16 protein-coding genes are annotated in these 24,048 nt (G+C 71.5%); 12 read left to right on the top strand and 4 right to left on the bottom strand.

The window, feature by feature from the left end:
• Positions 1 to 52 precede the first annotated feature (52 nt).
• Both WMF22_RS23615 and WMF22_RS23610 read right to left on the bottom strand, forming a co-directional pair.
• Positions 53 to 1,594, bottom strand: coding sequence for a Glu/Leu/Phe/Val family dehydrogenase (locus WMF22_RS23615; protein WP_438037109.1), 1,542 nt, complete (start codon positions 1,592 to 1,594; stop codon positions 53 to 55).
• 213 nt (positions 1,595 to 1,807) lie between these two features.
• On the bottom strand, positions 1,808 to 2,614 hold the full coding sequence (locus tag WMF22_RS23610; protein ID WP_437301338.1) for a hypothetical protein: 807 nt from the start codon (positions 2,612 to 2,614) through the stop codon (positions 1,808 to 1,810).
• Positions 2,615 to 3,807: 1,193 nt separating this feature from the next.
• On the opposite strand from WMF22_RS23610, the gene WMF22_RS23605 reads away from it, so the two are divergent.
• From WMF22_RS23605 to WMF22_RS23575, 7 genes are all read left to right on the top strand, one after another.
• Complete coding sequence (locus tag WMF22_RS23605) at positions 3,808 to 6,228, top strand: right-handed parallel beta-helix repeat-containing protein (protein ID WP_438037108.1); 2,421 nt, start codon at positions 3,808 to 3,810, stop codon at positions 6,226 to 6,228.
• Positions 6,229 to 6,988: 760 nt separating this feature from the next.
• Positions 6,989 to 8,707 (top strand): ABC transporter substrate-binding protein, encoded by a 1,719-nt coding sequence (locus tag WMF22_RS23600; RefSeq protein WP_437301336.1) that lies wholly within the window; start codon positions 6,989 to 6,991, stop codon positions 8,705 to 8,707.
• A 48-nt stretch (positions 8,708 to 8,755) separates the two neighbouring features.
• Positions 8,756 to 9,733, top strand: coding sequence for an ABC transporter permease (locus tag WMF22_RS23595; RefSeq protein WP_012236933.1), 978 nt, complete (start codon positions 8,756 to 8,758; stop codon positions 9,731 to 9,733).
• A 21-nt stretch (positions 9,734 to 9,754) separates the two neighbouring features.
• Entirely contained in the window at positions 9,755 to 10,711 is a 957-nt protein-coding gene (locus WMF22_RS23590) for an ABC transporter permease (RefSeq protein ID WP_437301335.1), read from the top strand.
• Positions 10,701 to 11,660: an ABC transporter ATP-binding protein gene (locus WMF22_RS23585; protein ID WP_438037107.1), complete on the top strand. Its 960-nt coding sequence runs from the start codon at positions 10,701 to 10,703 to the stop codon at positions 11,658 to 11,660. The genes WMF22_RS23590 and WMF22_RS23585 overlap by 11 nt, the downstream gene beginning before the upstream one ends.
• Positions 11,661 to 11,662: 2 nt before the next feature.
• Positions 11,663 to 12,721, top strand: a complete 1,059-nt coding sequence (locus WMF22_RS23580; RefSeq protein ID WP_437301333.1) for an ABC transporter ATP-binding protein — start codon at positions 11,663 to 11,665, stop codon at positions 12,719 to 12,721.
• Positions 12,722 to 12,902: 181 nt separating this feature from the next.
• Positions 12,903 to 14,294: a GH1 family beta-glucosidase gene (locus WMF22_RS23575; RefSeq protein WP_437301332.1), complete on the top strand. Its 1,392-nt coding sequence runs from the start codon at positions 12,903 to 12,905 to the stop codon at positions 14,292 to 14,294.
• Positions 14,295 to 14,465: 171 nt separating this feature from the next.
• On the opposite strand, the gene WMF22_RS23570 is transcribed toward WMF22_RS23575, so the two are convergent.
• Both WMF22_RS23570 and WMF22_RS23565 read right to left on the bottom strand, forming a co-directional pair.
• Positions 14,466 to 15,650: a GspE/PulE family protein gene (locus WMF22_RS23570; RefSeq protein WP_438037106.1), complete on the bottom strand. Its 1,185-nt coding sequence runs from the start codon at positions 15,648 to 15,650 to the stop codon at positions 14,466 to 14,468.
• Positions 15,647 to 16,717, bottom strand: coding sequence for a CAP domain-containing protein (locus tag WMF22_RS23565; RefSeq protein WP_438037105.1), 1,071 nt, complete (start codon positions 16,715 to 16,717; stop codon positions 15,647 to 15,649). Before WMF22_RS23565 ends, WMF22_RS23570 begins: the two co-directional genes overlap by 4 nt.
• A gap of 146 nt (positions 16,718 to 16,863) precedes the next feature.
• Here WMF22_RS23565 and WMF22_RS23560 point away from each other — a divergent pair, with 146 nt between their 5' ends.
• The 5 genes from WMF22_RS23560 (at position 16,864) to WMF22_RS23540 (ending at position 23,929) form a co-directional block, all read left to right on the top strand.
• A complete protein-coding gene (locus WMF22_RS23560; protein WP_437301329.1) occupies positions 16,864 to 17,859 on the top strand; it encodes a DMT family transporter in 996 nt (331 codons plus the stop codon).
• 51 nt (positions 17,860 to 17,910) lie between these two features.
• Complete coding sequence (locus tag WMF22_RS23555) at positions 17,911 to 18,924, top strand: zinc-dependent alcohol dehydrogenase family protein (RefSeq protein ID WP_438037104.1); 1,014 nt, start codon at positions 17,911 to 17,913, stop codon at positions 18,922 to 18,924.
• Between the two features lie 160 nt (positions 18,925 to 19,084).
• Positions 19,085 to 20,191: a beta-N-acetylhexosaminidase gene (nagZ, locus tag WMF22_RS23550; RefSeq protein WP_438037103.1), complete on the top strand. Its 1,107-nt coding sequence runs from the start codon at positions 19,085 to 19,087 to the stop codon at positions 20,189 to 20,191.
• Positions 20,188 to 21,471 (top strand): imidazolonepropionase, encoded by a 1,284-nt coding sequence (gene hutI, locus WMF22_RS23545; protein WP_438037102.1) that lies wholly within the window; start codon positions 20,188 to 20,190, stop codon positions 21,469 to 21,471. Before nagZ ends, hutI begins: the two co-directional genes overlap by 4 nt.
• 55 nt (positions 21,472 to 21,526) lie before the next feature.
• Complete coding sequence (locus WMF22_RS23540) at positions 21,527 to 23,929, top strand: Tex family protein (RefSeq protein WP_437301325.1); 2,403 nt, start codon at positions 21,527 to 21,529, stop codon at positions 23,927 to 23,929.
• The last annotated feature ends 119 nt before the right edge of the window (positions 23,930 to 24,048 follow it).

The raw sequence follows: 24,048 nt of genomic DNA, 5'->3' as shown, positions 1-24,048 counted from the left end.
CCCGGCCAGCGGATGGCCTGGCTCCGGCGCCGCCCTCGTCGCTTTGCCGAGATCACTGGGAGAACCCTTCCAGCATGTAGTGCGCCTCGATCCGCTTGAGCGCGAGCACCATCGCGGCGAGCCGCATCGGCAAGCGCTTGCCCAGGACGAGCCCGGTCGAGTCGTGATCTTCCGAGCGGCGCGGCCGGTCCTCAGCGATGTCGCAGATCAGGCGGTAGTTGCTCTTGATGGCGCGCTCCAGCCGGGTGTTCACCTCGCCCGCGGTCCAGTGCTCCATGCGCTTGTTCTGGATCCACTCGTAATAGGAGACGGTCACGCCCCCCGCGTTGCCGATGATGTCGGGGATGACGCTGATGCCGCGCTCCGCGAGCACCCTGTCGCCCTCGGTCGTGGTCGGGCGGTTGGCGCCCTCGGCCACGAGCTTCGCCTTCAGCCGCTCGGCCACCTCGCCGGTGATGGCGTCGCCGAGCGCGGCCGGGATGCAGATGTCCGCGTCCACGCTCCAGAAATCGTCCCGCGCGATCGCCTGGGCGCCGCTGTAGCCGGCGACCGACCGCCGGAGGTTCTGCGGGTTGTCGTTGACGTGCGCCATCAGCGCGCCCACGTCGATGCCGTTCGGGTCGAAGATCGCGCCGTCGGCGTCCTGCACGGCCACGCACCGCGCGCCCATCCGGCACAGGATCTCGGCGGCGGCGGAGCCGACGTTGCCGAAGCCCTGCACGATGAAGCGCGCCCCCGCGAGGGGGGCGCCGCGCTGCGCGTACCACTCCTCGATGCAGTACGCGAGCCCCTGCCCGGTCGCCTTGACGCGCCCCTCGGAGCCGCCGATGCGCACGTCCTTGCCCGTGACGACGCCGCGGTGGTTCACCCGCTCGCGCTCGCCGTCGCTGTACTGGCGCAGGAGCCACGCCATCACCTCGGCGTTCGTGCCCACGTCGGGCGCGGGGATGTCCACGTTGGGCCCGATGAGCTGCTTCAGCCGGTACATGTACCGGAGCGAGATCGCCTCGAGCTCCTCCTTGCTGTGCTCGCGCGGGTCCATGCGAATACCCCCCTTGGCGCCGCCGAACGGGACATCGGCGATGGCGGTCTTCCAGGTCATCTCGGCGGCGAGCGCGTTGAACAGGTCGAGCGACACGGCCTTGTGGAAGCGCAGCCCGCCCTTGTAAGGCCCTCGCGCCTGGTTGTGCTGGACCCGATAGGCCTTGAAGCGCACGAACGCGCCGGGCTGGATGCGGTAAAGGCCCTGATCGGCGAGGCGGATCGTCCCGTCCTGCACGTGGATCGAGCCGCTCCGGAGCGCCTCGGGGCGGAGGATGAGCTTGCCGTTGAAGAGCGGGGTGATCGCGGCCCGGTTCGGGATCACCGACGCAGGGAGCCGCTCGTAGGCCGCGGCCGCCTCTCCGCGGAAGGGGACGAGGCGGTCCTGGAGCTGCGTGGTGATGTAGAAGATGTGCTCGTAGTCGGGCTGCTCGAGCTCCAGCCGGATGCGGGGAGCCAGGCCGATGAGGTCCGCGGCGGTGTGAAACACCACCATGGATTCGCCGAAGATGTTGGTCTCCGGTTCGCGCTCTAGGAGGGGGGCGTCTTCCATCGCCGTATGCTGCCTCGACCGCGCGGCGGGGGTCCAACGTTTCGCGGGTCCCGCGCTCGACGGAGGGCGCCCGCTCTCGAGAGGCCGGTCGACGGACGGGCCGCCCGCCTCGCGGGGAGCTTCTGTGACTCTCCCCGCAGGTTCCGGCGGACCCTCGTACCGATTCACCACGGCGCGCGGCGGCAGCGTGGCCGTCGCGCCCGGGGAACGACGTCAGGGAAAGAGCGATCCAGGGAAGGCGCCTCCAGGGAAGCCGCCGCCGCAGCACCCCGCGCCGCCGAAGCCGCCGAGCGGCACGCCGAAGCCGCCGGGGAAGCCGAAGCCGCCGTACGGATAGCCGCCCATGCCGAGCGGCCACCCGAATCCGCCCATGCCCGGGAAGCCGCCGAGGCCGGGGATCCCGCCCATCTGCCCGACGGGGCCGCCGGGCACCTGCCCGACCTGGCCGACGGGGCCGCCGGGGCCCTGGAGCGGGCCGCCGCCCTTGATGGGGCCCTGTCCGATGTCGCCAGGGCCCTGGAGCGGGCCGCCGGGGCCCTGGAGCGGGCCACCGGGGCCGCCGAGGCCGCCCTTGATGGGGCCCTGTCCGACGCCGCCGGGGCCCTGGAGCGGGCCGCCGGGGCCGCCGAGGCCGCCCTTGATGGGGCCCTGGCCGATGTCGCCGGGGCCCTGGAGCGGGCCGCCGGGGCCGCCGAGGCCGCCCTTGATGGGGCCCTGGCCGACGCCGCCGGGGCCCTGGAGCGGGCCGCCGCCCTTGAAGGGGCCCTGTCCGATGTCGCCGGGGCCCTGGAGCGGGCCGCCGAGGCCGCCCTTGATGGGTCCCTGTCCGATGCCGCCGGGGCCCTGGAGCGGGCCGCCGGGGCCGCCGAGGCCGCCCTTGATGGGGCCCTGGCCGATATCGGTCTTGCCCGGCACCCCGGGCGCGCCGATCAGGCCGCCGCCCCGCGTCTCCTCGTCCGTCGCTTCCTCGCCCTCCAACGCCTGCTCACTCGACGCCACGTCGACGTCAGCCTGGTCCAAGTCGGCCTCTTGCGGAGCCACCGCGTCGACTGCGCACCCGGTCATCAACACAGAAAAGAGCATCGCCGCGTGCGCCATCTTCATATCGATTGAGCGAACCATCCGTCCTCCTTCCATGCCCTGCTACGGCCCTCGGGCCCGCGCCGGCATGTTGAACGGCGTGGAGAGCAGGCTGCGTGCCTGAGTCCTCGTGTGCAGAGCCTGCCGCGTCGGCGACGGCGAAAGTGCATTGTCTGAATCCGCGCCGGGTGAGCGTTCTCCCCGTTTCATCGCGCCGGGGAGCCGCCGCGCCGCCGCGCGCCGATGTGGGAGCCTCTCGAGCGCTGGAGAAAGGCAAATGTCGACGCCCATCGCGGGGCGCCCCCCGCGCGTCGCGCGCGGCGGGACGGCATGAGCCGGGGGGAGGACGACCCGACTTGCGGCTTTATCGCGCTCGGCAAGCCGCATTTCCGAAGACCTGGTCGATCCCTGCAATCAAGGGCTGCAGCGACTCGACATCTGCGCTCGTCGGCGGCGATGTTCTCATCGCTTGCGGCCATCTGGTCACGCCCTGCGCAGCCCACTTCGGCCGACAAGGGCCCTGTGCGGCGCTCCTCCTGGGGCGACCTCGCCGTCGTTGCGCGCCTGTGCCGCGGTCTGCGCCGCGCCGCGCGTCAGCCCGTCGTCCGGCCCGTCGTCCGGAACGACGGCGCGGCCGCCGCCTTCAGCCGCGGACGGCGGGCCCGCGATGCGGCGGGAGCGGCGGCCTTCGCGGGCGTCCCTGCGCCGCGTTCGCCCGGCCCGACGTGGTTGACAGAGGACGTTTGACCGACACGCTCGGCCGCGCGCGAGCCTCGGTGTCAGCGAGGTTCGCGCGCCCACGCCCGGGAGACCCGGCGCGGCGCAGCCGTCCGTGGCGCTGCAGCGAAGGGAACGTCGGCGCGATCACGGCTCCTTTGCCTGGCAGGAGCGCATCTCCCGTTGTAGGATTCATTACGCTAAAGGAGCTCGCGCGGCGCCGCACAGGCGCACAGGCGCACAGGTAGCGTCCTCGTCACCCTGGCGCGGGCTCATCGACGATCTCGGGCGCTCGGAGCGCCTGTTCATGAAGGCCACGCGCGGTCTCCGCGCTGCTGCGGAGCTCTGGAGAGCTGTTCGCCCGAGGAGCGGGAGCCCGCGAGGCGCGAGGCTGCGCTTTCCAAGGAGGGGATTGCATGCGCTTCTGCGCGACGCGCGCGGGTTCATCTTGCCTGGCCGCCTGCATCGCGGCCCTGTTGCCGCTCGTCGCGGCGTGCAGCGACCCCTCGGGGAGCTTTGGCGTCCCGCCCGTATGCGAGGGCGTCGCGCCGCGCGCGCCGAGCTGCGCGCCTGGGCACGTCCTCGGCCCCGCGGATGCGTGCATGCCGGTGGGCATCCAGGGGTGCGCCGAGCTGTTCGTGGAGGACGACGGACTCTGTCATCCATCGATGGAGAAATGCCCTGCGGGGACGATCCCGAAGTTCGATGAGGGCTGTGTTCCCGCTGGCATCCCCCGCTGCGCTCCGGAGCTCGCGGGCGACGACGGGCTCTGCAGGCCGGCCATGGCGAGGTGCCCGACAGGCATGTTCGCGACGCCGGAAGCGGGGTGTGTGCCGGTCGACGGCCCCGCCGGCTGCGGGCGCGGGCCGTGGGGGAGCGTCCCGCGCGTGTCCGGGAACGTCTATGTGGATCCGAGCTACTCCGGCGCGAACGGCGACGGCTCCGAGGCGAGGCCGGTCACGACGATCGAGGCGGCGCTGGGGCTCGTCGCCGCCGGCGGGACGATCGCGCTCGCGGCGGGGACCTACGACGAGCCGGTCGTCATCACGAAGCCGATCGTGATCGCCGGCCCGTGCGCCTCGCGCGTGCGGATCCGCGGGGTGAGCTCGGCCGTGCGTCCTCCCGCGATCGTGGCCGTGCTCGACGCAGGGGGGGTGACGCTCCGGGGGATCGAGATCGGCGGAGACGGCGCCGGCGTCGTGGCGACCGGCGCGAGCGCCGTGACGCTCGAGCGCGTTCACATCAAGGACGCCATGCACGCCGGCGTCCTGTCGGGCGACGGCGCCCGCCTCTCGGTGGCGCAGAGCTGGATCGAGGGGACGCGCGACGGCAGCGCAGGGACCGGCATCGGCGCCTTGGCGGAAGCCGGCGGCGCGCTCCTCGTGAAGGAGAGCGCCGTGACGGGCAACCGCGCGGCGGGCGTGGCGGCGCTCCAGGCGGGCGCCACGGCGTCCGTGGTGGGCAGCCTCGTCGAGGGGACCTTGTCGTCGGGGCGCTACCCGGCGGACGGCCAGGGGATCGTCGTGCAGGACGGCGCCGAGGCGTCGATCGAGAGCACGGCTGTCGTTGGAAACCAGCTGTCCGGGATCCTCGTTTCGGCCAGCGCGTCCGCGACCCTCTCCGGCGTCCTCGTCGAGGGGACGAGCCCCGGGAGCTCCGACCCGCCTTACGGCGTCGGCGTGTATGCGGCGAGGCGAGCGCGCGTCGCCATCGACTCGAGCGTGGTCCTCGGCAACACCGAGATCGGCGTGGCCGTCATCGGCGAGGGCAGCGCGGCGACGATGACGCGGAGCCTGGTGCAGGGCACGGTGGCGGCCCCGACCGGGTCGTTGCTCGGCGGATTCGGCGTCGCCGTCAGCCGCGGCGCGGCGATGCGCCTCCACGACAGCGCGGTCGTCCGGAACCGCGGCACCGGGGTTCACGTCGGCGACTCTTCCGCCGAGCTGATCGCCGGCGGCAACCTCATCGAAGGCACCATCGCCGAGGGCGGCTGGGGAGACGGCGCCGGGCTGACGGTGGCGGAGGGCCGGGTGACGCTCGTGTCGAATGCCATTCGCAGCAACGAGGGCACCGGCCTGCTCGTGGGATATGACGGGTCCGAGGCGACCGTGACAGGCAACCTCGTCGAGGGGCATGTCGCGCCGGACCGCCGCGCGCCGGTGGGGCAGGGGATCGTCATCTACAGGGGCGCCACCGCGGTGCTCACGGGCAATGTCGTGAGCGGCAACCGCTCCGTCGGCGTCTTCGCCGGCACGGAGATCCTCGGCAGCAGGGTCGAGATCATCGGGAACCTGATCGACGCCACCGCGGGCGGCGAATCACACGACGACGGTGACGATGACGACGATCACGATGACGACGACGGCGGCGGCGACGACGACAGCACGGGCATCGGCGTCGCCGCCGCGGGGTACGAGATCCGGCTCGCCTCGTCCCTCGTCCGCGGGAGCCGCACGGCCGGCGTGGTGCTGTTCGCCTCCGAGGCGGAGATCTCGCAGACGGTCGTCGACGGGGTGACGGGTGATCCCCGCGCCGCACGGGGCCGACGGCGCGACGAGCTCGTCGCCGACGGCGTCCTCGCGCTCGCCGGCTCCACCGTCGCGCTCGATGACGTGCGGGTGGAAGGCTGTGCGCGCGCCGGCATCCTGTACGACAGGAGCACGGGTCGCCTCTCCCGTGTTCGCGCCCTGGACAACCGCTTCGGGCTGGTCGTGCAGGGCTCGCCCGAGCCTCAGCTGAAGCTGGGTAACGAGAGCGCGTTCCTCGAGAGCTGCACCGCCGACGAGCTCTTCGGCAGCGAGCTCCGCGTGCCAGCGTCCGCTCCCCCGCTTCCATGAAACGCGCTCGCGGCCGCTCGTCTGCCCCGCGCCTGCGCCCGCGCCTCTGCACGAAACATTGATGACATCGAAGGGAGCCTTTCCTGATACGTGGCACTCACGGCCACGGCGGAGAGGACCAGCCCATCAGGCGTCGAGTAGCGGCCCGCACTACAACGCTGGCCGCACCCGACGCTCCGCCCGCGTCCGCCCCTGACGCGGCCTTCCCTCTCTGCCCGCCCAGGGGGTGTCCGCGCCCGTCCTGGGAGCGTTCCCCCGTCCATCGGCGCGAAATTGGAAATTTCTGGTCTTGTAATCGCCTGCGGACGTCTGTATAGACGTGCCCCGGACGCGCGTGGACCGCGGCGCACCTCAGGTGCCTGAACCGACGCAGTCTGTGACGGCTTACTTTCTTGCTGCGGCCATAGAAAATAACAGTGCAAGTGCTTAAGCCATCATTCCTCATGACGCGTGATGACCCCATGAGCACCACATGAGACGGAGTTGCTGCTGCGAGACATGACGCACCACGACATCTCCCTTGAAAACGCGCCTGAGTAAGCGGCGCGAGAACTTGACAGCGACCTCGAATCCCCGTTGACACTGCTGTGCGAAGACGGCTACAGTGCCGATGTCTGGATGCTGGTATGGCGCACTGCGTCGCGGTGTCGAATTCCGGCGAGCCGCTCTGCCGCGTGGTGGCTTCCAGGGAGATTGAGGAGTGGGAGAGGGACGGTGGGCGCTCGGGCGTATCCACGAGGGCCCCGCGAGGAGCATTCTCATGAGGAACTGGTTGTTGCCGCGTCGGACGTTCCTGTTGTCGACGTTGCTGCTTTCGGTCGGTGTCACAGCGGGGTGCGGGAAGACCGAACCGACCAAGCAGTCCGCGGGCGGCGCGAGCACCGCGGGGCCGGGCAAGCCCTCCCCGGCCGCCGACACCTTCCTGACCGTCTCGATCGAGCAGCAAGCGTCATGGGTGCGGAACTTCAATCCTCTGCTCGCATCAGGCAACGTTCGCTGGCCAACCGTCGCTGGCATCTACGAGCCGCTCCTCGTCTACAACACGATGAAGGGCGAGTTCACCCCCTGGCTCGCATCGAAGTACGAGTGGGGTAACGGGAACAAGACGCTCACGGTCACGACGCGGCCCGGGGTCAAGTGGTCCGATGGCCAGCCGTTCACGGCGAAGGACGTCGCCTTCACCTTCGGGCTCCTGAAGAAGCACGTCGCCCTCGACCTGCAGGGCGTCTGGAAGTGGCTGACCTCGGTCGAGGCCAAGAGCGACTCCACGGTCGAGTTCACGCTCACGCGGCCGTACGTCCCCGGGCTCGTCTTCCTCGGCCACCAGCCGATCGTGCCCGAGCACAAGTGGAAGGACGTGGCGGATCCCGTCACGTACACGAACGAGAACCCGGTCGCGACGGGGCCCTTCACCGAGGTGAAGACCTTCCAGAACCAGATCTACGAGCTCGGCCGGAACCCGAACTACTGGCAGCAGGGCAAGCCGGCGATCAAGGGGCTCCGCTTCCCGGCGTACCCGGGCAACGACCAGGCGAACCTGGCGCTCTTGAACGGCGAGGTCGACTGGGCCGGCAACTTCGTCCCGGAGATCGAGAAGGTCTACGTCGGCAAGGACCCGGCGAATCACCACTACTGGTTCCCGCTCGTCGGCAGCACGGTGTTCGTCTACACGAACACGACGAAGAAGCCCCTCGACGACGCGCGGGTGCGCAAGGCGATCAGCATGTCGCTCGACCGCGAGCAGATCGTCAAGGTCGCCATGAACAACTACACGCGGCCGGCGGACGCGACGGCGCTGAGCGACGCGCACGAGCGCTGGCGCAGCCAGAAGACGGTCGAGGCGGGCGACTGGGTCAAGTTCAACGTGGCCAAGGCGAACCAGATCCTCGACGAGGCGGGTTACGCCAAGGGGGCCGACGGCATCCGCGTGAAGGACGGGAAGCCGCTGCGCTTCGATCTCAACGTCGTCACGGGCTGGTCCGACTGGGTGCGCGCGGCGCAGATCGTCACGCAGCAGGTGAAGCAGATCGGCGTCGAGGCCACGCTGAAGACGTACGACTTCAGCGCGTTCTTCGAGGCGCTCCAGAAGGGCACGTTCGACCTGTCGATGGGCTGGTCGAACGAGGAGCCGACCCCATACAACTTCTACCGGGACCTCCTCGGCACCGCGACCGCGAAGCCGGTCGGCGAGACGTCGGCGCGCAACTGGCACCGCTTCGGCGCCAAGCCGGCCGACGGCCTCTTCGAGGCGTTCGAGGCCGCGACCGAGCCGGCGGAGCAGAAGAAGATCATCGAGCAGCTCCAGGAGATCTTCTCCGAGACGGCGCCCTCGATCCCGCTGTTCCCCGGGCCGTCCTGGGGCGAGTACAACACACGCCGCTTCACCGGGTTCCCCAGCAAGGAGAACCCGTACGCGAAGCTGTCGCCCAACAACCCGCCGGAGTACCTGCTGGTCCTCACCGAGCTCAAGCCGAAGTGAAGTTGGGCGTGACCTGATCCGGAGCGCAGGTTAAAAGAGAGAGCTTCTGTGCGTTACCTTCTGCGACAGCTGGGCTTGTACTTCATCGCGGCGTGGGCCTCGCTCACCCTGAACTTCCTCATTCCGCGCGCCATGCCGGGCGATCCAGCCTCGGCCATGTTCGTGCGCTTCCGGGGGCAGCTGCAGCCGGAGGCGATCGAGGCGCTGCGGAAGGCGTTCGGGTTCACGGATGAGCCGCTCTACAAACAGTACTTCACCTACCTGAGCCACATCCTGGTCGGCGATCTCGGCACCTCGGTGGCGCACTTCCCGGCGAAGGTGACGGAGGTCATCGCGACGGGGCTCGGCTGGACGCTGCTCCTGTCGGGTGCCGCCGTGATCGTCAGCTTCGGCCTGGGGACGCTGCTCGGGATCATCGCGACGTGGAAGCGGGGCGGCTGGCTCGACTCGGTCATGCCGCCGGTCCTGATGTTCCTCGGCGCGTTCCCGTACTTCTGGCTCGCGATGGTGTCGCTCTACCTCCTCGGGTTCGTGCTCGGGGCCTTCCCGCTGCGCCACGCCTACAGCGACACGCTCTCGCCCGAGTGGAGCCTGGAGTTCATCGGGAGCGTGCTCTCGCACATGATCCTGCCCGCCCTGTCGATCGTCATCGCCACCATCGGCGGCTGGATGCTCGGCATGCGCAGCGCGATGGTCACCGTGCTGTCCGAGGAGTACATCACGATGGCCCAGGCCAAGGGGCTCTCGCAGTGGCGGGTCATGTTCACCTACGCCGCGAGGAACGCGCTCCTGCCCAACGTCACCGGCTTCGGCATGGCGCTCGGCTTCGTGCTCGCCGGCTCGCTGCTCACCGAGATCGTCTTCTCGTATCCGGGGCAAGGCTATCTGCTCATCCAGGCGGTTCGAAACCAGGATTACCCGCTCATGCAGGGGATCTTCCTCACCATCACGTTCGCCGTGCTGGGGGCGAACTTCCTGGTCGACGTGATCTACGTGTTTCTTGATCCCCGCGCCCGCGGGCGCTGACGGCTGGGTCCAGGAGAAGCGATGGCTGCGCAACAAGGCAACAGCGGGGGCGGCGGCTCCCGTGCGGCGGGGTGGCTCCGCCTGCTCCTCTCGAATCGCAAGGCGATGGTGGGCACGCTCATCGTGCTCTTCTTCCTGCTCCTCTCGCTGCTGGGCCCCTCGATGGTGGGGCAAGATCCGCACGCGTTCGTGGGCATGCCGCACGAGGCTCCCTCCGCCGAGCACCTGTTCGGCACGAACGGCCAGGGGCAGGACGTGCTCGCGCAGACGATCGTCGGCGCGCGGACCTCGCTGGCCGTCGGCTTCGCCACGGGCTTCGCGGTGATCGCGATCGGCGCGGCGATCGGCATGGCCGGGGGCTACTTCGGCGGCTGGATCGACAGCGTCCTTTCGCTGCTCACGAACGTGTTCCTGATCATCCCCGGCCTGCCGATGGCCGTCGTCATCGCGGCCTACCTGCCGGCCGGGCCGATGACGATCCTGTTCGTCCTCGTCCTCACGGGCTGGGCGTGGAACGCGCGTGTGCTCCGCTCGCAGGTGCTCGCGCTGCGCGACAAGGACTTCGTGTCCGCGGCCCTCGTGAGCGGCGAGAGCAGCGCGCGCATCATCTTCGTGGAGATCCTGCCGAACATGACGTCGCTCCTCATGTCCGGCTTCATCGGCGCGACGGTTTACGCCATCGGCGCCCAGGTCGGCCTCGAGTTCCTCGGGCTCGGCGACCTGAGCGCCGTCACCTGGGGGACGAACCTCTACTGGGCGAGCAACAACGCCGCGCTCCTCACGGGCGCCTGGTGGACCATTGTCCCCACCGGCGTGTGCGTCGCGCTGGTCGGGTTCGCGCTCACGCTCATCAATTACGCGATCGACGAGATCTCGAATCCGCGGCTCCGCTCGGAGGGAGCCTGGTCGCGTCTCCTCAGGAGCCGCAAGGTCGCGGCGGGTTCGTCAACGCCGGTGGTGAGGACTCATGGCGCCTAGTCCGCTTCTCTCGGTTCAGGATCTCCGGGTCGAGTTCATCACCCCGACGGGTCCGGTGTGCGCGGTCGACAACGTCTCCTTCGACATCGCCCCGGGCGAGGTGCTCGGCCTCGCGGGCGAGTCGGGGAGCGGCAAGTCGACGGTGGCGATGGCCATCATGCGGCTGCTCCGCCCGCCGGCGGTCATCACGGGCGGGCACGTGTACTTCGCCGGGCAGGACGTCCTGGCGATGAACGAGGAGCAGCTCCGCGCCTTCCGCTGGCGGAAGATGGCGCTGGTGTTCCAGAGCGCGATGACCGCGCTCAACCCGGTGCTGACGATCGGTGAGCAGATCTCCGATCCGATCATCGCGCACGACGGCGTGACGCCCGCTCAGGCGATGGAGCGCGCGGCCGCGCTGCTCAAGCTCGTGAACATCGACTCGTCGCGCCTCAGCAGCTACCCGCACCAGCTGTCGGGCGGCATGCGGCAGCGCGTGGTGATCGCGATCGCGATGGCGCTCAAGCCGCCGTTCCTCATCATGGATGAGCCCACGACGGCGCTCGACGTGGTCGTGCAGCGGGAGATCCTGCAGCAGATCGCCGAGCTCAAGGAGCGCCTCGGCTTCTCGATCCTCTTCATCACGCACGACCTCTCGCTCATCGCCGAGTTCTCCACGCGCATCGCCATCCTCTACGCCGGCAAGCTCGCGGAGACCGCCCGCGCCAAGGACCTCTTCAGCGATCCGAAGCACCCGTACACGCAGGGGCTCCTCGGGTCGTTCCCCTCGGTCCGTGGGCCGCGCCGCAAGCTGCAGGGCATCCCGGGCTCGCCGCCCGACATGCGCAACCCGCCGGCCGGCTGCCGCTTCCACCCCCGGTGTCCGCAGGCCTTCGCGACCTGCCAGAACGAGCTGCCCGTCCTTCGTGAAATCGCGCCCGAGCACCGCGGCGCTTGCCACCTCTACTGACGATGACGATGACGCAACCTTCTGTCTCGCCTGTCCTCGACGTGGTGCGCCTGGGGAAGTACTTCCCTGTCGGCGGCGGGCTGCGATCGCAGCAGCTCCGGGCGCTGCACGACGCATCGTTCTCGCTGGCAGAGCGTGAGGTCATCGCGCTGGTCGGCGAGTCGGGCAGCGGCAAGAGCACGATCGCACGGCTCCTCGCGCGGCTGATGCCGCCGAGCAGCGGGCAGATCGTGTTCAAGGGTCGCGACGTGCTGAAGGAGGAGCCGACCCGCGCCTCGCTCGCTTACCGCGGGCAGGTGCAGATGATCTTCCAGGATCCGTTCGGCTCGCTCAACCCGGTGCACACCATCGGTTACCACCTCGAGCGGCCGCTCCTGCTCCACAACAAGGCGCCCACCCCGGCGATCCTCAAGGAGAAGGTGCACGCGCTCCTCAAGACGGTCGATCTGAACCCGCCCGCGGAGGTCGCGCTCAAGTACCCGTACCAGCTCTCGGGCGGCCAGCGGCAGCGCGTGGCGATCGCCCGCGCCCTCGCGGTGGATCCCAGCGTGATCCTCGCGGACGAGCCGATCTCGATGCTCGACGTCTCGATCCGCATGGGCGTCCTGAACCTGATGGAGAAGCTCAAGGAGGAGCGCGGCATCTCCTACCTCTACATCACGCACGACATCGCGAGCGCGCGCTACGTCGCGGATCGCACGATGGTGATGTACGCCGGACACATCGTGGAGGGGGCGCCGAGCGAGGAGCTGATGCAGCAGCCGGCGCACCCGTACACGAAGCTCCTGCTCTCGGCGGTTCCGGATCCGAACGGCTCGATCCGCGGCGATCTCCCCGCCCGCTCCGGGGCGCCGAAGCTCATCAACCCGCCGCCGGGCTGCCCCTTCGCGGACCGCTGCCCGAGCGTGATGAACACGTGCCGGGAGCAGACGCCGGGGCCTGTCGACGTCGGGTCGGGGCACTGGGTCCGCTGCCACCTCTACGCGCCCGGCTCCGTCATCGCGCCCTCCGCGCTCTACGATCGCACGGTGCCCGCCTCCGTCGAGGCCGGACCTCTCTAGAGCCGCGGCCACCCGCTTCGGATACGGGCCCATCTCGACGTTTTCGGTGCTCAGCGCACAGGAGTGCGCTTCCGCGCCGAAAACGCCGAGCTGGACCCGTCTCCTGTGCGGGTGACCGCCGCTCTGTGACGTTCGTACCGGGCTCAGCTGAAGACCGCTCTTAGGAGAACCACAAAGCGACATGCCGTCTCTGAGATTTCCCGACAATTTCGTCTGGGGGGCCGCGACGTCCTCCTATCAGATCGAGGGGGCTACGAACGAGGACGGCCGCAGCGAGTCCATCTGGGATCGCTTCGCGAAGACGCCCGGTCAGATCGTCGACGGGACCAACGGCGACGTCGCGTGCGACCACTACCACCGGTGGCCTGAGGACATCGCGCTGATGAAGAGCCTGGGCATGATGGCCTACAGGTTCTCGATCGCGTGGCCGCGCATCCTCCCGAACGGCCGGGGCGCGGTGAACCAGAAGGGGCTCGACTTCTACAGCCGGCTCGTGGACGGCCTCCTCGCGGCCGGGATCGAGCCGTACGCGACGCTCTTCCACTGGGACCTGCCGCAGGTGCTCCAGGATCAGGTCGGGGGCTGGCAGCACCGCTCGACGGCGGACGCGTTCGTGGAGTTCGCCGACGTCATCTCGCGGAAGCTCGGCGATCGCGTGAAGAAGTGGATCACGCACAACGAGCCGTGGTGCACGGCGTTCCTCAGCTACGAGAAGGGGATCCACGCGCCGGGCATGCGCGATTTCAAGAAGGCGCTGGCGGTGAGCCACCACCTCTTGCTCTCCCACGGCCTCGCCGTGCCCGTGGTGCGCCAGAACTGCCCCGGCGCCGAGGTGGGCATCACGCTGAACATGAACTACGCGATGCCCGCGTCCCCCAGCGCCGCCGACTACGACGCGTGCCGCCACTACGACGGCTATTTCAACCGCTGGTTCCTCGATCCGCTGTACGGCCGGCGTTACCCGGCGGACATGATCGAGGACTACATCGCGCTGGGCTACCTCCCGCCGGAGGGGCTGACCGTGTGCAAGCCGGGCGATCTCGAGATCATCGCCACCCAGTGCGACTTCCTCGGCCTCAACTACTACTCGCGGGCGGTCCTGCGGAGCAGCAAGGTGCCCGAGGAGCAGAACCTGCCGAGGACGGTGCACGTCGCGCCCCTCTCCGAGCAGACGGAGATGAGCTGGGAGGTCTACCCGGAAGGGCTGCGGCGGTTGCTCCTCCGGCTGCACGTGGAGTACGGCGTGCCGAAGCTCTACGTGACGGAGAACGGCGCGGCCTACTCGACCGAGCCGGACAAGGACGGCCGCATCCCGGACACGCGGCGGCTCGAGTTCCTGCGCGATCACTTCGTCGCCGCGCGGCGCGCGATGGACGCGGGGGCGCCGCTCGCGGGGTACTTCGTGTGGTCGCTGATGGACAACTACGAGTGGGATCGCGGCTATTCGCAGCGTTTCGGCATCGTCTGGGTGGATTACGAGACGCAGCGGCGCATCCCGAAGGACAGCGCGCTCTGGTACAAGGGCGTCATCGCCGCCAACGCGGTCGACGACGGCTCCTCGCAGGCGACCTGACCGGCGACGCGTCAGGCCGAGACGCTGGGCAAGGCCTCCTCCAGAGCGGGGAGCAGGTTCGTGTGACACGGGCTCAGTCGCTAGGCAGGCGAGTGAGGCGTACGAAAGTACGCCGCAGCGAGCCGAACGACGCGAATGAGCCCGTAGCGCACGAACCTGCTCCCCGCTCCGTCACGTCACGCGGAGCACCTCGTCCAGGGAGGTGATCCCCTCCTTCACCTTGGCGAGCCCGGCCTCGCGCAGCGGCACGAGCCCTACCTTGCGCGCGGCGTCCCGGTACGCGCGCTTCCCCGCCCGCGCCTTCACGAGATCCCGCAGATCGTCGTCGAGCTCGAGCATCTCGAACAGGCCCATGCGCCCCCGGTAGCCCGTCATGTGGCATGTCTGGCACCCGACGCTGCGCTTCAGCTCGGCGCCCTCCTCGATGAGGACCTTGTCCTCCTCGCCCGTCACGGCGGTCTCGAGCTCGTACGTCTCCGCGCACTCCTCGCAGAGCTTGCGGACGAGCCGCTGCGCGACCACGGCGAGCAGGGCGTTCGCCACGATCCACGACTCCGCGCCGAGGTCCACGAGGCGCGCGACCGTGTCCACCGCGTCGGAGGTGTGCAGCGTCGACAGCACGAGGTGCCCCGTGAGGCTCGCCTGCAGCGCGATCTGCGCCGTCTCGGGATCGCGCATCTCGCCCACCATGATCACGTCCGGGTCCTGCCGCAGGATCGCGCGCAGGCCCGTCGCGAACGTGAAGCCCTGCCTCGGGTTGGTCTGCCCCTGCGTGATGTCGGCGAACTCGACCTCGATCGGATCTTCGAGCGTGACGATGCTCAGCTCGCTCGTCTTCATGACCTTGATCAGCGAGTAGAGCGTCGAGGTCTTGCCGGATCCGGTCGGCCCGCACACGACGATCAGCCCCGAGGGCCGGTCGGCGAGCCGCTCGAGCCGCGGCAGGTCCCCCTCGGCGAGCCCGAGCTTGTCGAGCGGGATCAGCTGGTGGCTCAGCAGCACGCGCAGCACGAGCGTCTCGCCGTGGATCGCGGGGAACGTCGAGGCGCGCAGGTGGATGAGCGGGTGGCCGTGGAGCTCGAGGCCGAACTGGCCGTCCTGCGGCAGGCGCCGCTCGGTCATGTCCATCCGCGCGAGCACCTTCACGCGCGAGGTGAGCGACGGCGCGATCTCGATCGGGATCTGCCCTTGCGCCACCATCACGCCGTCGACGCGGTAGCGCACGCGGATGCCGTCGCGCTTCGGCTCGACGTGGATGTCGCTCGCGCCCATCGAGACAGCGCGGCGGACCAGGTGATCGAGCACCTTGACCGCGTCGAGCTCCTCGGACGCCGTGGGGGGGCGGCTCTGGCTCATCGCGCGCCTCCCTTGCCGACGACGTCGATCGTGCGGAGCGAGACCATCTTCAGCTCGTCCGAGGGGGGGAACGTGGCCCAGACGCTGACGCCGTAGAGCCCGGGCCGCCCGCGGTCGTCCAGCGGGACCTGGATGTCGAATCGATTGCCGGTCACCTGGAGAGGAATAGGCGTCTTGAAGCCCTTCGGGAAGAACGTCGCGTAGGGGGGCGGGATCGGGTATCCGCCCATCTTGAGCAGCTTCTCCGGCTTGATCGGCTTCCCCGGCTCGACCCGCGAGATCCCGACGCCCGCGATCTTCGCCGGCGCGGCGAGCTCGCCGCTCACCCGGATCCGCTCGCCGATCGTCGCCCGCCTGGGCAGCGGCTGGTACGTGCCGTAGTCGTCGACGAACTCCTGCGCCAGGCAGGCGATGTCGAACCCCTTCGCCTTGGCCAGCCCGACCCCGAGCGAGGTGTGCGACGCTGTGAGCACGTTGCGCCGGTGCCCGTCGGCCGGGGGCCTCTCGTTCATGAAGGCCTGGTGCACGCGCTCGAGGCTCTCCGCGGAGAAGCGCGGATCCGGATCGAGCTCGCGGGGGATCGCGTCGGCGAAGCAGCCGGCGTTCTCCATCGGGAACCCGTCGCCGCCCGCGGCCGTGTAGCGCTCCTCCGGGACCGAGCCGTCGCTGCCCCAGTGGCCGGTGAAGCCGATCCGGACCATGTCCTCGGCGTGCCGCCGCCCCGCGCGCGCCGCTGTCTCGTCCCACCGCACGGGCGGCAGCTTGTGCGCCGCGCGATCGCGGTTGACGAGGCCGAGCACGTACCGCGCCGCCTCCGCGCGGGTCATCCGCTGGCCCGGCGCGGGCGGGGCCTGGGCGCCCTGGGCCTCGCCGCCGGCCTCCACGCCGGCGGCCTTGTCCTCCGAGGGGCGCGCGCTCTCCTCCGCCGCTCCCTCTCTGGCCTTGCCCCCGGAGGGCCCCTCCGCCGGCTCGTTCGCGGCGCTCGCGCCGCACCCGAGCGCGTGGGCGCCCGCGGCGACGAGCCCGAGCCAGAGCGCCCCGGACCGGCGCTCCCGCTGACCATCCATCGCTCCTGTCCTGCTTCTCCTCGTGGCTCCGATGATCGCGCGCATCGTTGCGACCGTAGCGCTTCGATGTCGCGCGCGCACCCGGGAGCGCCGGCGCCTCCGGGCGCACGGCGGCGTGTACGGCGGCGAGGTCGAGGTGGTAATCGATGCGCTACGTGAGCACGTCGTCATCGTCGCAGGGCGCGGTCGCCGCGCACCCGCCCGGGGCCTCCGCGATCATCCTCGCCGCGGAGCGCGAGGGGCGCGCGGCGCACCCGACCGCGGGCGTCCTGTGGATGCTCCTGGCCCAGTCGCTCTTCGCCGCGATGAACGTCCTCGCGCGCCTCTCTTCGGAGCACGCCCCGTGGCCCGAGGTGGCGGCGTCGCGAACGCTGGTGGGCGCGGCCACCGCGCTCGGCGTCGCGCTCGTCCGCCGCGCGCCGCTCTCCGTGGGTCGGGGCGACCGGCGGCTCGCGTGGGCGCGCTCGCTCTGCGGCACCGGGGCGATGCTCTGCGGCTTCTACACGCTCGGCGCGCCGCAGATCGCGCTCGGCGACGCGGTCACGCTCGGCGCGACGAGCCCGATCTTCGTCGCGCTCCTCGCGCCGCGGCTGCTCGGCGAGCGGACGAGCCCGCGCCTCTGGCTCGCGACCTTGCTCGCCTTCGCCGGCGTCGGGCTCGTCGCCGCGCCGAGGCTCGCGATCGCGGGCGAGATCGCGCTCATCGCCACGCTCGGCGCCGTCTTCTCGGCGTTCGCCATGATCTGGCTGCGCAGGATCGGCGCAGGCGGGGAGCGCGCGAGCCCCGAGGCGATCGCGCTGCATTTCTCGCTCGTCGCGAGCGCCGCGATGGTCGCGCTCTCGATCCCGGTCTGGCGGACGCCCGACGCCCTCGGCGCCCTCCTCCTGATCGGGACGGGCCTCGCCGGCGGGCTCGCGCAGCTCGCGATGACGCGCGCCTACGCGCTCGACAGCGCGGCGCGCGTCGGCGCGATCGGGTACGTCGGGGTCGTCCTGTCGCACGTGCTCGCCGCCGCCTGGCTGGGCGAGAGCCCGTCGGCGGACCAGCTGCTCGGGGCGGCGCTCGTGACGGCGGCCGGCCTGTGGCTCGCTTCCCAGGCGCTGCGCGACGCGCGGGGGCCAGGGCGCCGAGCGGCGCGTTGACCGGCCTCCACCCCGCGTGGGATAGCGGATCCCCGCTCAAGGAGGATCTGCATGAAAGCGTTCGCTCTCCAGGGTTCGTTCGGTCTCGACGCGCTTCGCCCGATCGATCTTCCGGATCCTGAGCCGGGGCCTGGGCAGATCGTCCTCCAGATGAGGGCGGCGTCGCTCAACTTCCGCGACCTGCTCGTCGCGAAGGGGCTCTACAACCCGAAGTTCGCGCTGCCGCTCGTCCCGCTCTCCGACGGGGTCGGGGAGGTCGTCGCCGTGGGGGACGGGGTGACGCGGGTGAAGGTCGGCGATCGCGTGAGCCCGATCTTCCACCAGCGATGGATCGACGGGGAGCTCTCCGCGGACAAGGCGCGGGGCGCGCTCGGCGGGGAGCTGCCGGGCGTGGCCGCGGAGCGGGTGCTGCTCGACGCGGAGGGGGTCGTCGCGGTCCCGCAGCACCTCACGGACGAGGAGGCCGCGTCGCTGCCGTGCGCCGCCGTGACCGCGTGGAACGCGCTCTTCGTGGCGAGCCACCTCAAGGCGGGCGACACGGTCCTCGTGCAGGGCACGGGCGGCGTCTCGATCTTCGCGCTGCAGTTCGCCCGGCTCGCGGGCGCCCGCGTCATCGTCACCTCGAGCAACGACGAGAAGCTCGAGCGCGCGAGGTCGCTCGGGGCGTCGGAGACGATCAACTACCGCGCGAACCCCGACTGGGACGCGCCCGCGCGCTCGCTCACCGGCGGCGCGGGGGTGGATCACGTGATCGAGGTGGGCGGCGCGGGTACGCTCGCCCGTTCGCTCCGCGCGGTCCGGTTCGGCGGCCGCGTGAGCCTCATCGGCGTGCTCACGGGCGGCGCGCTGGGGGATGTCGGCCTGTTCCCCATCCTGATGAAGCAGATCACCGCGCAGGGCATCTTCGTCGGATCGCGGGCGATGTTCGAGGGCATGAACCGCGCGATCGCGGCGAGCGGGCTCCGGCCCGTCGTCGACCGCGTGGTCCCCTTCGCCGAGCTGCGCCAGGCGATCGAGTCCATGGCGAGCGGCGCGCACTTCGGGAAGATCGCGATCCGGTTCTGAGGGGGCCGCGGCGCGTCGCGTCCCTCCGGCGCCGCGGCGTCCCCTCCGGCGCGCCGGCATCCCTCGGAAGTGGCCTCGTCGGCCCAAGTCGTTTACGAGTCGTCTACGAACGGATTCCGCGGCCGGCCGCTCGCCTGCGCCGCGCGAGAGGTGGTGGACGATGCGGCTCGATCTGGAGCTCGAGGTCCTGTGTGGTCAGCTCATCGTGGGCGGCTTCGACGGCGCGGAGCCGCCGGCCCGGTACCTGAAGGCCCTCGCCGAGGGGCGGCGGGGCGGCGCGATCCTGTTCCGGCGCAACGTCCCTGACGTGGCCGCCACGGCGCGGCTCTGCCAGGCGCTCGCCGCGGCGGGCGGCCCCGATCGGCCTCCCTTCATCGGCATCGATCAGGAGGGGGGCCGCGTCACCCGCTTGCCCGCGCCGTTCCTGACGCTGCCGTCGATGCGCTCGCTCGGCGAGCTCGCGGACCTCCCGTTGCTGCGCCGCGCGGCGCGCGCCGTCGCGTCCGAGCTCCGGGCCGTCGGCATCAACCTGAACTTCGCCCCGGTGCTCGACGTCGACTCGAACCCGGCGAACCCGATCATCGGCGATCGCGCGTTCGGCCGCGACCCTGGCGCGGTCGCGCTGGGCGCCGTCGCGTTCCTGGAGGGGCTCCAGGAGGAGGGCGTGCTCGCCTGCGGCAAGCACTTCCCGGGGCACGGCGACACGGCGCTCGACAGCCACCTCGCGCTCCCGACCCTCTCGCACGCGCGCGGCCGCCTCGACGAGATCGAGCTGCCGCCGTTCCGCGCCGCCTGCGGCGCCGGGGTCGCGTCGCTCATGACGGCGCACATCGTCGTCGAGGCGCTGGATCCCGGCGTCCCGGCGACGCTGTCGCGCGCCATCTGCACCGACCTCCTGCGCGGCGAGATCGGCTTCGAGGGGGTGCTCTTCTCGGACGATCTCGAGATGGCCGCGATCGCGGCGCACCACGCCGTCGAGGAGGCCGCCGCCGCGGCGGTCTGGGCGGGCTGCGACGCGCTGCTCGTCTGCCACCGCGAGGACCTGCAGGATCGCGTGCACGAGGCGCTCGTGCGCAAGGCCGAGCGCGAGCCCCGCTTCCGCGAGCGTTGCGCCGAGGCGGCCGCGCGGTGCCTGGGCCTGCGCCGGCGGTGCCCGCCGCGGCCGGCCTCGTCGCCCGCGGCGTTCGCCGAGATCGCCGGCGGGCCCGCGTCCCGGGCGGTGCTCGAGGACATCGAGCGGGCGCGCGCCGCGAGGGCGGCGACGTGACGGCGCCGCCGGGCGCCGCGCGAGCGGAGGCCGCGCAGCACCCCGAGCGCCCGTTCGCCATCACCGCGCGCCGGCTGGTCACCTGCGACGCGTCCCGCGCCTCGGCCGGCGATCCCCTCGGCGTCATCGAGGACGCCGCGATCGTTGTGCGAGGCGGCGCGATCGACGCGGTCGGCCCGCGGCGCGAGGTCCTGCGGCCCGGGGCCGGCGCGCCCATCGCGATCGAGGCCGCGGGGGTCGTCACGCCCGGGCTCGTCGACTGCCACACGCACGCGCCCTGGATCGGCTCGCGGGACGCCGAGTACGCGATCCGCATGGCCGGCGGCGACTACGAGGCGATCGCCGCGGCCGGCGGCGGCATCGTCGCGAGCATGCGCGCGGCGCGCGCCGCGACCGCCGGCGACCTCGCGGACACGCTCCGCGCCCGCCTCCGCCGGATGGCCGCGCTCGGCGTGACCGCCGTCGAGGCCAAGAGCGGCTACGGCCTCGACGAGGCGACGGAGCGCAAGCAGCTCGAGGCGGTCGCCGAGGCGGGGAGGGACGCGCGCCTGCCCCGCGTCGTGCCGACGTACCTCGCGCTGCACGCGCTGCCACCCGAGGCCGGCGGCGATCGCGCGGCCTATGCCGCCACGGTGGAGCGCTCCTGGCTGCCCGCCATCGCCGCGGCCGGCCTCGCGCGCTACGTCGACGCGTACATCGACCGGAGCGCGTTCTCTGTCGACGAGGCGCGGCCGGTGCTCGAGCGGGCGCGCGCGCTGGGGCTCGGCGTGCGCGTGCACGTCGGGCAGTTCGCGGACGTGGGCGGCGCCGAGCTCGCGGCCGCGCTCGGCGCCGCGTCGGCCGACCACCTCGAGCACGTCGCGCCGGCGGGCATCGCGGCGCTCGCCCGGGCGGGCGTCGCCGCCGCGCTGCTGCCCGTGGCGAGCTTCACGCTGCGGCAGGAGCCGCCGCCCGTCGCCGCGCTCCGGGCCGCAGGCGTCCCGCTGATCGTTGGCAGCGACGCGAACCCCGGAACGGCGCCGACCGAGAGCCTGCCGCTCGCGCTCGCGCTCGCGGTGCGGCTCTACGGGCTCACGGTCGCCGAGGCGATCCTGGGCGCGACGCGCGAGGCGGCGGCCGCGCTCGGTCTGGGCGGCGTGTGCGGCGCCGTCCGTCCTGGGCTGCGCGCGGATCTCGCCGTGTGGGACCTGCCGCACGAGAACGCGATCGTGCAGCCCTGGGGCGCGCCGCGCGCGCGGGCCGTGCTGCGCGACGGCGAGGTCATCGCGGCGGCGGGCTGAGGCAGACAGCAAGTCAAGCCTGGACGCGCGTGCACCCTGCGCGTATGCCGCGCCCATGACTGAGACGCAGAGCCCTGTCGCTGTCCCGAGCCGCGCGGACAGCTCGTTCGATCCGGTCCCGCTCCTGGCCGCGGAGCTGAGCCTCCCGCGCCAGGGGGTCTCGGCGGTGGCCAAGCTGCTCGCCGAGGGGGCGACGGTCCCGTTCATCGCCCGTTACCGCAAGGAAGCGACCGGCGGGCTCGACGAGGTGCAGATCCGCGCCATCGAGGAGCGCCGCGCCTACCTCATCGAGCTCGAGGAGCGCCGCGCCACGGTGCTCACGGAGATCCAGAAGCAGGGCAAGCTCACCGACGCGCTCGCCTCGAAGATCCGCGCCTGCGGCACCAAGGCCGAGCTCGAGGACCTCTACCTCCCCTTCAAGCCGAAGCGCCGCACGCGCGCCATCATCGCGAAGGAGCGGGGCCTCGAGCCGCTCGCGGATCGCATGTGGTCGCAGCCGGGCGACGGCAGCCCCGAGGAGGAGGCCCGCGCGTTCGTCAGCGCCGAGAAGGAGGTCCCCGACGCGGCGGCCGCCCTCGCCGGCGCGCGCGACATCTGCGCCGAGCGCATCGCCGAGCACGCCGACGTGCGCAAGCTCGTCCGCGAGGCCTACGCGAAGGAAGGCGTCATCAAGGTCCAGAAGAACGAGGAGCACGCGGCCAAGCAGACGAAGTTCGACATGTACGGGAGCTTCGAGGAGCCCGTCGCGAACATCCCGTCGCACCGCTACCTCGCGATCCGCCGCGGCGAGGCCGAGGGCGTCCTCCGCGCCTCGATAGAGCTCGCGCCCGAGCCGCTCGTCCCCCCGATCCATGCGGCGGTGGGGCTGAAGCCGAGATCGCCGTGGGCCGGCGAGCTCACGAAGGCCGCGGACGACGCCGTGAAGCGGCTCCTGCTCCCGGCGGTCCAGAGCGACGTGCGCGTCGACCTCAAGATGCAGGCCGATCGCGCCGCGGTCGACGTCTTCGCCCAGAACCTCCGCGAGCTCCTCCTCGCGGCGCCCTTCGGCACGAAGGCGGTGCTCGGCATCGACCCCGGCCAGCGCACCGGCTGCAAGTGCGCCGTCGTCGACGAGACGGGCAAGCTCCTCGAGCACACGACGATCTACCTGGTCGGGAGCAGCGACTCCCTCGAGCGCGCGCGCCAGGACCTGCGCCGCATCTGCCGCAAGTACCCCCTCCGCGCCGTCGCCGTGGGCAACGGCACGCACGGCCGCGAGACCGAGGCGTTCGTGAAGGACGTGCTCGCGTCGGAGGGGCTGAACGAGCAGACGGCGAACGCCGATCTGCGACCGTCGGAGAAGCTGTTCTGCGTCCCGGTGAGCGAGGCGGGCGCGAGCGTGTACTCGGCGAGCGAGGTCGCGCGCGAGGAGTTCCCGGACCTCGACCTCACGGTGCGCGGCGCCATCAGCATCGCCCGCAGGCTGCAGGACCCGCTCGCGGAGCTCGTGAAGGTCGACCCGAAGAGCATCGGCGTCGGCCAGTACCAGCACGACGTCTACCAGGGCCTGCTCGCGCGGAAGCTCGACGAGGTGATCGAGAGCTGCGTCAACCTGGTCGGCGTCGAGCTCAACACGGCGAGCGCCCCGCTGCTCGCCCGCGTCGCCGGCATCGGCCCGAGCCTCGCGAAGAAGATCGTCGCCCACCGCGACCTGAACGGCGCGTTCAAGAGCCGCAAGGCCCTGCTCGACGTGCCCGGCGTCGGCCCGCGGACGTTCGAGCAGGCGGCGGGCTTCGTGCGGGTCCGGGGCGGGGAGCACCCGCTCGACGCGAGCGCCGTGCACCCGGAGCGCTACGGCCTCGTCGAGCGCATCGCGGCGGACCTCGGCGTGCCGGTCGGGTCGCTCATCGGCGACACGGCGGCGATCGCGCGGATCGATCCGAAGAAATACGAGGCCGGCGACGTCGGCTCGTTCACGCTGAACGACATCCTGAGCGAGCTGAAGAAGCCGGGCCGCGACCCGCGCGCCACGTTCGAGCCGCCGAAGTTCCGCGACGACGTGCGGACCATGGAGGATCTCAAGCCGGGCATGGAGCTCGAGGGCGTGGTGACCAACGTCACGGCGTTCGGCGCCTTCGTCGACATCGGCGTCCACCAGGACGGCCTCGTGCACGTCTCGCAGCTGGCGGACAGGTTCGTGAAGGACCCGAACGAGGTCGCGAAGGTGGGCGAGAAGATCAAGGTGCGTGTGCTCGAGGTCGACCTCGTGCGCAAGCGCATCGCGCTCACCGCGAAGAAGGGCGGCGCTCCCGCCGGCGCGCGCCCCCAGGCGGGCGGCCCCTCTGCAGGCGGCGACGCGCGCGGCCGCAACGATCGCGGCGACGGCCGCCGGCCGGCCCAGGGGCAGCAAGGGAAGGGGCAGGGGAGCTCGTCGGGCGGCTTCCGCAACAACCCGTTCGCCGATCTGCTCCGGAAGTGATCGGCGCGCGCCCGCCTGGCCCCGGGCCAGGCGGGCCGCGCGGCCGCGAAGCGGACGCTGGGGTTCGGGGCGGAGCCCCGAGGAAACAAAGCTGGTGCCGCCCGCGCGAAGCCGCCGCG

Source organism: Sorangium sp. So ce204, assembly GCF_051526795.1.
GTDB lineage: Bacteria > Myxococcota_A > Polyangia > Polyangiales > Polyangiaceae > Sorangium > Sorangium cellulosum_B.
Note: the sequence above shows the minus strand (reverse complement) of the source record. Positions and strands in the feature narration are given on the sequence as shown.

Coding starts and splice junctions, on each gene's coding strand:
- WMF22_RS23615 (WP_438037109.1), bottom strand. CDS start 1,594: ATGGAAGACGCCCCCCTCCTAGAGCGCGAACCGGAGACCAACATCTTC.
- WMF22_RS23605 (WP_438037108.1), top strand. CDS start 3,808: ATGCGCTTCTGCGCGACGCGCGCGGGTTCATCTTGCCTGGCCGCCTGC.
- WMF22_RS23600 (WP_437301336.1), top strand. CDS start 6,989: ATGAGGAACTGGTTGTTGCCGCGTCGGACGTTCCTGTTGTCGACGTTG.
- WMF22_RS23590 (WP_437301335.1), top strand. CDS start 9,755: ATGGCTGCGCAACAAGGCAACAGCGGGGGCGGCGGCTCCCGTGCGGCG.
- WMF22_RS23585 (WP_438037107.1), top strand. CDS start 10,701: ATGGCGCCTAGTCCGCTTCTCTCGGTTCAGGATCTCCGGGTCGAGTTC.
- WMF22_RS23580 (WP_437301333.1), top strand. CDS start 11,663: ATGACGATGACGCAACCTTCTGTCTCGCCTGTCCTCGACGTGGTGCGC.
- WMF22_RS23575 (WP_437301332.1), top strand. CDS start 12,903: ATGCCGTCTCTGAGATTTCCCGACAATTTCGTCTGGGGGGCCGCGACG.
- WMF22_RS23570 (WP_438037106.1), bottom strand. CDS start 15,650: ATGAGCCAGAGCCGCCCCCCCACGGCGTCCGAGGAGCTCGACGCGGTC.
- WMF22_RS23565 (WP_438037105.1), bottom strand. CDS start 16,717: ATGGATGGTCAGCGGGAGCGCCGGTCCGGGGCGCTCTGGCTCGGGCTC.
- WMF22_RS23560 (WP_437301329.1), top strand. CDS start 16,864: ATGCGCTACGTGAGCACGTCGTCATCGTCGCAGGGCGCGGTCGCCGCG.
- WMF22_RS23555 (WP_438037104.1), top strand. CDS start 17,911: ATGAAAGCGTTCGCTCTCCAGGGTTCGTTCGGTCTCGACGCGCTTCGC.
- nagZ (WP_438037103.1), top strand. CDS start 19,085: ATGCGGCTCGATCTGGAGCTCGAGGTCCTGTGTGGTCAGCTCATCGTG.
- WMF22_RS23540 (WP_437301325.1), top strand. CDS start 21,527: ATGACTGAGACGCAGAGCCCTGTCGCTGTCCCGAGCCGCGCGGACAGC.